The organism is Jatrophihabitans sp. (assembly GCA_036399055.1).
In the GTDB taxonomy this organism is placed as follows: Bacteria; Actinomycetota; Actinomycetes; order Mycobacteriales; family Jatrophihabitantaceae; genus Jatrophihabitans_A.
On sequence record DASWNX010000015.1, the window covers coordinates 135,862 to 143,241 of the forward strand.

The window sequence follows — 7,380 nt, forward strand, 5'->3', positions numbered from 1 at the left end:
TGATCGGGATCTGATCAGGACCGTGGGGCCGCCAGCGCGACCAGGAACTGGCCACCGCCGGGCTCGACGGTCGCGGTGACCGACAGCGCCGGCGCCAGCCGGGAGAACCGGTCGACCAGCCAGCCGGCGGTCTGATCGGCGTCCGAGCGGCTGGGACAGCGGGCCACCACCTCGCGACCGCCCTTGCGCTCCAGGCGCTCGAGGACCCCGATCAGCGGCGCCGGATCGGAGACGAACAACTCCGTGGGCCAGGGCACGACCGGTTTGACCGCGCCCTTCTTGGTGTTGCAACCACGGTGGGCCAGCCGCTCGCCGGAGCTGGAGCCGGCGCCGGATTTGCCGCGTGCCTTGGCGGTGCTCAGGCTGTCCACGCTGGGCCCGCGCGCGTCGTTGACCGACTGGTCCGGATCGACCGGCTCGTCGCACAGCCAGCACCGCCAGCCGTCGCGCTCGCCGACCTCCTCCAGCCGGCTCACGGGGCGGACGTCCGGACGATGGCGCACGTGCGAAGGGTGGTCACGGCCGTCACGCTAGCCTGCCGGCTCCGACGTCCCCGCGCCGAGCGGAAATGACTCGTGCAGCTGGTAGCGCGAGCCTCGGGGCCCCAGCTGGGACTGGATCAGCGCCAGCTCCTCGACCTGCCAGCTCGGCCCGGCGTACAGGTCGAAGACCCGAAGCCACCTGGTCAGCTCCAGCGGCCGGTTGGCCCGGGCCAGCGTGAGATGCGGGCGGAACTTCGAGCCGTCCACCTCGACGCCGGCCCGCACCGCGGCCGACCGGCTGCTGGCCGAGAGCCGTTCCAGCTGCTCGGTGTCCCCGGCCACCCCGGTCCACAGCACCTTGCCCTGCGCCGGGTTGGGAAAGCTGCCGGCGCCCTGTAGCCGCAGCTGGAACGGCTGCCGGCGCCCGGCGGCGTCGGCCAACCGCTCGACCAGCTCGTCGAGGTCGCGGTCGGCCACCGCCGGCATGAACGCCAAGGTCAGGTGCCACTGCTCCTGCGCCGACCAGCGCAAGGGGCTCTCGCGCTGCTGCCGGGGCTCGACGAACTCGGCCAGGTCCTCCAGGGCTTCCAGCGGCGGCAGCACCGCCACGAACATCCGCATGCTCATCGGCTCACCGGGCGGCTCAGCGGCCCGGGCCTGACAAGGACGCCGGTCGCACCGGAGGGATCGGCGGGGCCGACTTGGCGTTCTCGATCAGCGGTCCGGACGCCTTCGCCCGGCTGGTCAGCAGGGCCTGCACCAGCTCGGCGTGCAGCTGGTAGGCGTCAGCCGGGCCCACGCCCCGCTGGACGCGGTCGCGCAGAAAGGCCAGCTCGGTGGCCGCTGCCTGGAAGTCGCGCAGCGCCTGGGCCGCGGGCTTGCCCGAGCGCGCGGTCACCGATCGCAGCCAGGCGCGCCGGGCCGCGATGCTGTCCAGCCAGCCGGCCTCGGCGGGCGTCACCAGCCGGTAGTACACCAGCTCGGGCAGCTGCCGCTTGACCACGTCGCGCTCGCGCGCGCGGTGGTAGCGGGCGATCAGCAGGGCGCCCACGAACGCCGGGATCATGATGACGACGTACACCAGCAGGTAGCCGCCGAAGCCGAAGGTCAGCGAGCCGTTCCACAACGCGTGCAGGGTCACCGCGGCCAGGTAGCCGAGCAGCGGGTAGCGCCAGCGGGCGCTCTGCCGCGGCCTGCTCACCGCCAGCCCCACGCCGAGCCCGATCATCGAGGTGAACAGCGGGTGCGCGAACGGGGCCATCACCAGCCGCATCACCACGGTGGCGATCGTGGTCTCGGTGCCCTGGCTGAAACTCTGGGCGATGTAGCCGATGTCCTCGACGAAGGCGAAGCCGACCGCGGCGAAGCCGGCGTAGACCAGCCCGTCCACCACCCCGTCGAACTCGCGCCGCCGGGCGCCGGTGAGCATCACCAGCAGGAAGGCGCCCTTGGCGGCCTCTTCGATGGCCGGCCCGACCAGGGTCAGCACCAGGCCACGGCCGAGCACCTCGCTGCTGGCCAGCTCGAGCACCAGGCTGATGACGATCGCCACGCTGGCGCCCCACAGAAAGGCCAGCAGCAGCAGCCGGCTGGGCTCGGGCTCCCACCGGTCCAGCCAGAAGTAGCAGGCCAGCACCAGTCCCATCGCCAGTGCCGTCAACGGCACCGCGACGATCAGCCCGATCGGGTCCTGGATCCCTTCGAGCAGCAACACGCCCGATGCCAGCGCGGCCAGCAGGATCAGCACGGCGATCGGCGCGCCGGTCGAACGGCGTTGCCTGCTCAACGACGACTGGAACTGCGGCGGTCCCGGCGCGAGCGGCGCCGGCCTGGGGTCAACGCTCATACGCTGACTCTATTGCCCGCCGGCAGTCTGGCGCCTCGGGATGTCAGCCGCCGACGCCGCCCAGTCGCCTGCGGCGCGCTATCCCAGTGGCAGCGCCAGCCACCACAGGGTCGGCTCGGACCAGAAGGTGCGCTTGCCGCGCGGGCGCTCCCGGCCCACTCCATCGGTCACGACCAGCGCCGGGTCGCATGCCAGCTGCAGCGACCGGCCCCGGCAGGTCCGTTGGCGCAACCGGCCCAGCCGCACGGTGGCCTCCAGCTCGCTCGGGCCCAGCCGGCGCATCCGGAGCTCGCGGACGGTCCCGTCGGCCAGCCGCTGGTCGTCCACCACCGCCCGCAGCCACCAGGGCTCACCGGCCGCCTCGCCGGGCTCGTCCGGCCAGGGGCGCATGCTCGCGCCGTCGACGCACACGCCGCCGGAGTCGTCCTTGACCACGCCGATCAGCCGGGCCGGCGCGGAGCTGGCGATCCGCAGCTGGTCGCCCGGGTCGGCGGGCAACCCGAGCCGGGACAGGTAGGGCACCGGCTCGCGCGGCAGGACGGCCGTCTCCAGCGTCTCCAGCAGCCCCCGGCGCATCAGCCGGTGCAGCACCAGGTTGAGCCCGGCCAGGTCGGCGTCGATCACCAGCCTTGGGAGGTCGGCTGTCAGCCGGCCGGGACCCTCCTCCAGAGCCTCCAACGCCGCGTCCACGCCGGCGGCGTCGACGGCGGTGTGCCGGCTGGCGAACGGGCCGGGCAGCTCAGCCCGCGGGGCCGGTTGCGAGCCGACGCTGAGCAGCGCCAAATGCACCTTGGTTACCCTTCTCTGCGGGGCGGAGCGCGTGCGGTGCCCTATGAGCACGCTCGCCGAGACCCGGGGCCTCCGGACTCGGCGATCCGCCACAGTCAGTCAGGAGTCTGCTACATGCCCGCGATCGTTCTGGTCGGAGCTCAGTGGGGCGACGAAGGCAAGGGCAAGGCGACCGACCTGCTCGGCAGCCGGGTCGACTACGTGGTGAAGTTCAACGGCGGCAACAACGCCGGGCACACCATCGTGATCGACGGTGAGAAGTTCGCCCTGCACCTGCTGCCCTCGGGCATCCTCAGCCAGAACTGCATCCCGGTGATCGGCAACGGCGTGGTCATCGACCTCGAGGTGCTGTTCGGCGAGATCGACGCGCTGCAGGCCCGCGGCCGCTCGGCCGAGAAGCTGGTCGTCAGCGCCGACGCCCACATCATCCCGCCGTACAACACGGTGATCGACAAGGTGACCGAGCGGTTCGCCGGCAGCCGCAAGATCGGCACCACCGGCCGTGGCATCGGCCCCACCTACGCCGACAAGATGAACCGGATCGGCATCCGGGTGCAGGACCTGTTCGATGAGGTGACATTGCGCGAGAAGGTCACCAGCGCGCTGAACCTCAAGAACCAGGTGCTGGCCAAGATCTACAACCGGCGGGCACTGGAAGTCGACTCGGTGGTCGATGACCTGCTGTCCTACGCCGACCGGCTGCGTCCGATGGTGGCCAACACGGCGCTGCTGCTGCACGAGGCGCTCGACGCGGACAAGACCGTGCTGCTGGAGGCCGGCCAGGCGACCATGCTCGACGTCGACCACGGCAACTACCCGTTCGTCACCTCCTCCAGCGCCACCGCCGGCGGCGCCTGCACCGGCAGCGGCATCCCGCCGACCCGGATCGACCGGGTCATCGCCGTCGTCAAGGCCTACGCCACCCGGGTCGGCGAGGGCCCGTTCCCGACCGAGCTGCTCGATGACAAGGGCGACGAGCTGCGCAACGCCGGCGCCGAGTTCGGCACCACCACCGGACGGCCGCGGCGCACCGGCTGGTACGACGCCCCGGTCGCCCGCTACGCCGCCCGGGTCAACGGCGTGACCGATTTCGTCCTCACCAAGCTGGACATCCTCACCGGCCAGGCCGAGATCCCGGTCTGCGTGGCCTATGACATCGACGGGGTCCGGCACGCTGACATGCCGATGACCCAGGCCGAGTTCAGCAAGGCCGTGCCGGTCTTCCAGACGTTCCCCGGGTGGGATGAGGACATCTCCAAGGCCCGGACGATGGCTGACCTGCCGCCTGCCTGCCGGGCCTACGTCCAGGCGCTGGAAGAGATGTCCGGCGCCCGGATCTCGGTGATCGGGGTCGGCCCGGGCAGGGACCAGTCGATCGTGCTGAACGACCTGCTGGCCTGAGCGGTCCGGTCGGGACCGTCCACCGAACTGCTCTACCGGATTGCTCTACCGGACTCAGCCCTACCGGATCAGCCGCGCGAGCATCGCGTGGTCCTCGGCTCGCGGCTGGGCGCCGGTGACCGCGCTGATGAGCCGTTCCAGCCCGCGGAAGAGCCCCCACTGGCCCAGCGTGCGATCGGCCAGGCCGTTGATCAGGCAGTAGTGGCTGTCGTGGGCGCCGCGATGGTGGCGCAGGTGATGGTCGGGGGACAGCAGCAACCCGCAGCGCTGGGCGAGCCTGGCAACGGGCCCGCGCCGCCGGCGATGACCCCACTTGTGGTACTCGAACATCAGCGAGACGTCGAGGCTGTAGATCACGGCGGCCAGGCACAGTGACACCACCACGACCGGCCGATTCCCGAGGACTTGCGATCCCGTCAGCAGCACGAAGGCGCCGGCGCCGCCGAACCACGACAGGACCCCCGCGTCGGTGGCGAATCTGAAGCTCAAGATCTCATCCGGCTTGACGTGGTGTTCCCGCACGATCGACACCATCCGCCGGAAGGCGCCTCGGGTCGTGGAGAACCAGGTGTCAAAGGCCCAGTGCAGCAAGCCCGACGTCAGGTCGGCGGCGAAGGTGGCTGCCACGAAAGCGGCCAGGCACCCGATAAGCAGCGCCGGCTGCCAAGCCGACTGGAGGTGCCCGGCGAGCCGGGCTACGGCAAGTGCCAGCACCAGCGCGTTGAGGCAGGCGCCCAGAACTCGAAATGACCTGTCGAGCGCGGAAAGGCGGTGAGCGGCGCTGGCCGCGCTGCCCGATCGACGAGCTGACGCAAAATCGGGTTGACGCATGTTCGCCTCAGTCGGTGCTGTGAGCCGTGCCGGTCGGAAAGCGCGATAATCGGTCGAGAAGCGCAACTTTAGTGACGCTCCCATACGCCGGTCAACACGCTGCCGGTCTGCCAGGGTCGACAAATCAACTCTTGTCCGGAGTGTCGGTTGGCCCCTAGCCTGCTGTGAAGAAACATTCTTCTCGCTCGAAGGTGGTGCGTGCGGAATGGCTATTCCGCTCACGGTTCCGACCTTGGCCAAGGCGCCGGCCGAAGACAATGTCGCGAAATTGATCGGCGTTTTGGAACGGCTGAACACCGCCGGCTCGGTCGAGTGTTTCGACGGCACTCGCCGACTGGTCGGCGGCCCTGATCCGGTATGGCACGTCCGGTTCAGGACCGAGGCGGCGCAATCGCTGCCACTCAACGAATTCGCCCTCGGGCAGGCCTATATCGCTGGTGAGATCGACCTGGATGGGGACCTGGCGGCGCTGCTCGATGTCCGATCCGAGCTTCGCAAGGGCATCACCGTGCCGGATGCGGCCGCCTTCGCCTACCGGCTGATGCTGCGCTCGCCGACCAAGGTCAACGCCGCCTCGATCGCCAAGCACTACACCCTCGGAGATGACTTCTACCTCAACTTCATCGACCGGCGGTACCGGTATTACTCGCACTGCCTCTTTCACCATGAGCGGGAAACGCTGGAAGAGGCCGCCGAGCACAAACTCGAATCGATGTGGAACGCCCTGGAGCTCAAGCCGGGCATGCGGCTGCTTGATATCGGCGGTGGGTGGGGTGGCACCACCCAGTACTGCGGAGACCGCGGGGTGGAGGTGACCTCGCTGACCCTCGTCGAGGAATCGGCCGCTTATATCCGCCGCTTGATCGGTGATCGGGGAATTCCGGGCCGGGTCATCGTGCAGGACCTCCTCGATCACCGGCCTGCTGAGCCCTATGACCATGCCGTCATTTATGGCGTCATAGAGCATATTCCGAATTACCGCACGTTCTGTGATCGGGTGTGGTCGGCACTCAAGCCGGGTGGCAGGCTTTATCTGGACGCCTCGGCGACGAAGCAGAAATTCGCCATGAGCCCGTTCTCCCGGCAGTTCACCTGGCCGGGCCACCACACCTTTCTATCCTTGCAGGACATGACGCGGGAACTGCTGTGGCACGGGTTCGAGATCGTGGAGGTCAAGCGCGAGACCTACGACTACGAGCTCACCATCCAGCACTGGGCTGACCGGTTCGAGGCCAGCCACGACTTCGTGGCACGACGCTGGGGCGAGGAGGTCTACCGGGCGTTCCGGATGTTCCTGCGGGGTGGTCAGCACGCGTTCCGGACCAACCGGTTACAGGCCTATCACCTGGTCGCCGAGCGGCGGGAAGATCCCGGGCCTCGTCCTGGCGCCCTGATGCGGGCCGCTGACTTCATCGGCTCACTGCGCTGAACCGGCGGCTGCGGCGCGCCAGCGGGCAAGGCCGTGCCGCTAGCGCGTCCGGCGCGTCGACCGACACCTGCCTCTGCCCGCTACGGCGGGCTCTTTTGCCAACGCGTCGTCCTGGCGGGGATGAATAAATTATTTTGGGTGAAAAGCTGGCGCAAGCCGATTACTTCGTTATACCTTCTTTCCACGTTTTTTGGACAGGAATCTAGTTCAAGGATGTCGCTTCTCAGTCCTATACCCGCCAGTTGAAGGACAGCGTCGCCTACGCCCAACGCACCGGTCGTCGCTTCGACCTGTACACGCGGAAAGACACCAAGTTGTCGGGCCCGCTACGGGCGGCGATCAAAGACGGCCACATCAATCTCAAGACCATTCCATGACGGCTCACAAGAAGTCACCCGAGGAAAAGCCGCCTTCAAGTTCGCGACACGGTGCGCTGGCATACTCAGCCATCGTGACACGCGCTAGGTGTGATGCCCAGGGACGTTGTCCCGTCTGAGCTGACGTCGGCCTGTCGTTGAGACGAGGGAAGGCCTCCGGTTGTGAAGTGGAGCTGTCTAGGAACCGCTTCACTGACCGGAGGCCTTCGTGTCCCACGCTAACGC

At 68.8% G+C, this 7,380-nt stretch carries 7 protein-coding genes and 1 pseudogene; 3 read left to right on the forward strand and 5 right to left on the reverse strand.

The window, feature by feature from the left end; translation table 11 throughout:
* Positions 1 to 14: 14 nt before the first annotated feature.
* From VGB75_05115 to VGB75_05130, 4 genes are all read right to left on the reverse strand, one after another.
* Positions 15 to 503: a hypothetical protein gene (locus tag VGB75_05115; GenBank protein HEY0166405.1), complete on the reverse strand. Its 489-nt coding sequence runs from the start codon at positions 501 to 503 to the stop codon at positions 15 to 17.
* A 27-nt stretch (positions 504 to 530) separates the two neighbouring features.
* The gene (gene thpR / locus VGB75_05120; GenBank protein HEY0166406.1) at positions 531 to 1,109 is read right to left on the reverse strand and encodes an RNA 2',3'-cyclic phosphodiesterase; all 579 of its coding nucleotides are present in this window, start codon (positions 1,107 to 1,109) and stop codon (positions 531 to 533) included.
* A 16-nt stretch (positions 1,110 to 1,125) separates the two neighbouring features.
* Positions 1,126 to 2,328: a PrsW family intramembrane metalloprotease gene (locus VGB75_05125; protein HEY0166407.1), complete on the reverse strand. Its 1,203-nt coding sequence runs from the start codon at positions 2,326 to 2,328 to the stop codon at positions 1,126 to 1,128.
* Between the two features lie 78 nt (positions 2,329 to 2,406).
* A complete protein-coding gene (locus tag VGB75_05130) occupies positions 2,407 to 3,117 on the reverse strand; it encodes a hypothetical protein (GenBank protein ID HEY0166408.1) in 711 nt (236 codons plus the stop codon).
* A gap of 114 nt (positions 3,118 to 3,231) precedes the next feature.
* Here VGB75_05130 and VGB75_05135 point away from each other — a divergent pair, with 114 nt between their 5' ends.
* Complete coding sequence (locus VGB75_05135; protein ID HEY0166409.1) at positions 3,232 to 4,518, forward strand: adenylosuccinate synthase; 1,287 nt, start codon at positions 3,232 to 3,234, stop codon at positions 4,516 to 4,518.
* A gap of 60 nt (positions 4,519 to 4,578) precedes the next feature.
* On the opposite strand, the gene VGB75_05140 is transcribed toward VGB75_05135, so the two are convergent.
* Entirely contained in the window at positions 4,579 to 5,349 is a 771-nt protein-coding gene (locus VGB75_05140) for a fatty acid desaturase CarF family protein (protein HEY0166410.1), read from the reverse strand.
* A 205-nt stretch (positions 5,350 to 5,554) separates the two neighbouring features.
* Here VGB75_05140 and VGB75_05145 point away from each other — a divergent pair, with 205 nt between their 5' ends.
* Together VGB75_05145 and VGB75_05150 are read left to right on the forward strand one after the other, a co-directional pair.
* Entirely contained in the window at positions 5,555 to 6,778 is a 1,224-nt protein-coding gene (locus tag VGB75_05145; GenBank protein ID HEY0166411.1) for a class I SAM-dependent methyltransferase, read from the forward strand.
* 218 nt (positions 6,779 to 6,996) lie between these two features.
* A pseudogene (locus VGB75_05150) lies at positions 6,997 to 7,155 on the forward strand (putative toxin).
* Positions 7,156 to 7,380 lie beyond the last annotated feature (225 nt).

Coding starts and splice junctions, on each gene's coding strand:
- VGB75_05140 (HEY0166410.1), bottom strand. CDS start 5,349: ATGCGTCAACCCGATTTTGCGTCAGCTCGTCGATCGGGCAGCGCGGCC.
- thpR (HEY0166406.1), bottom strand. CDS start 1,109: ATGAGCATGCGGATGTTCGTGGCGGTGCTGCCGCCGCTGGAAGCCCTG.
- VGB75_05135 (HEY0166409.1), top strand. CDS start 3,232: ATGCCCGCGATCGTTCTGGTCGGAGCTCAGTGGGGCGACGAAGGCAAG.
- VGB75_05145 (HEY0166411.1), top strand. CDS start 5,555: ATGGCTATTCCGCTCACGGTTCCGACCTTGGCCAAGGCGCCGGCCGAA.
- VGB75_05125 (HEY0166407.1), bottom strand. CDS start 2,328: ATGAGCGTTGACCCCAGGCCGGCGCCGCTCGCGCCGGGACCGCCGCAG.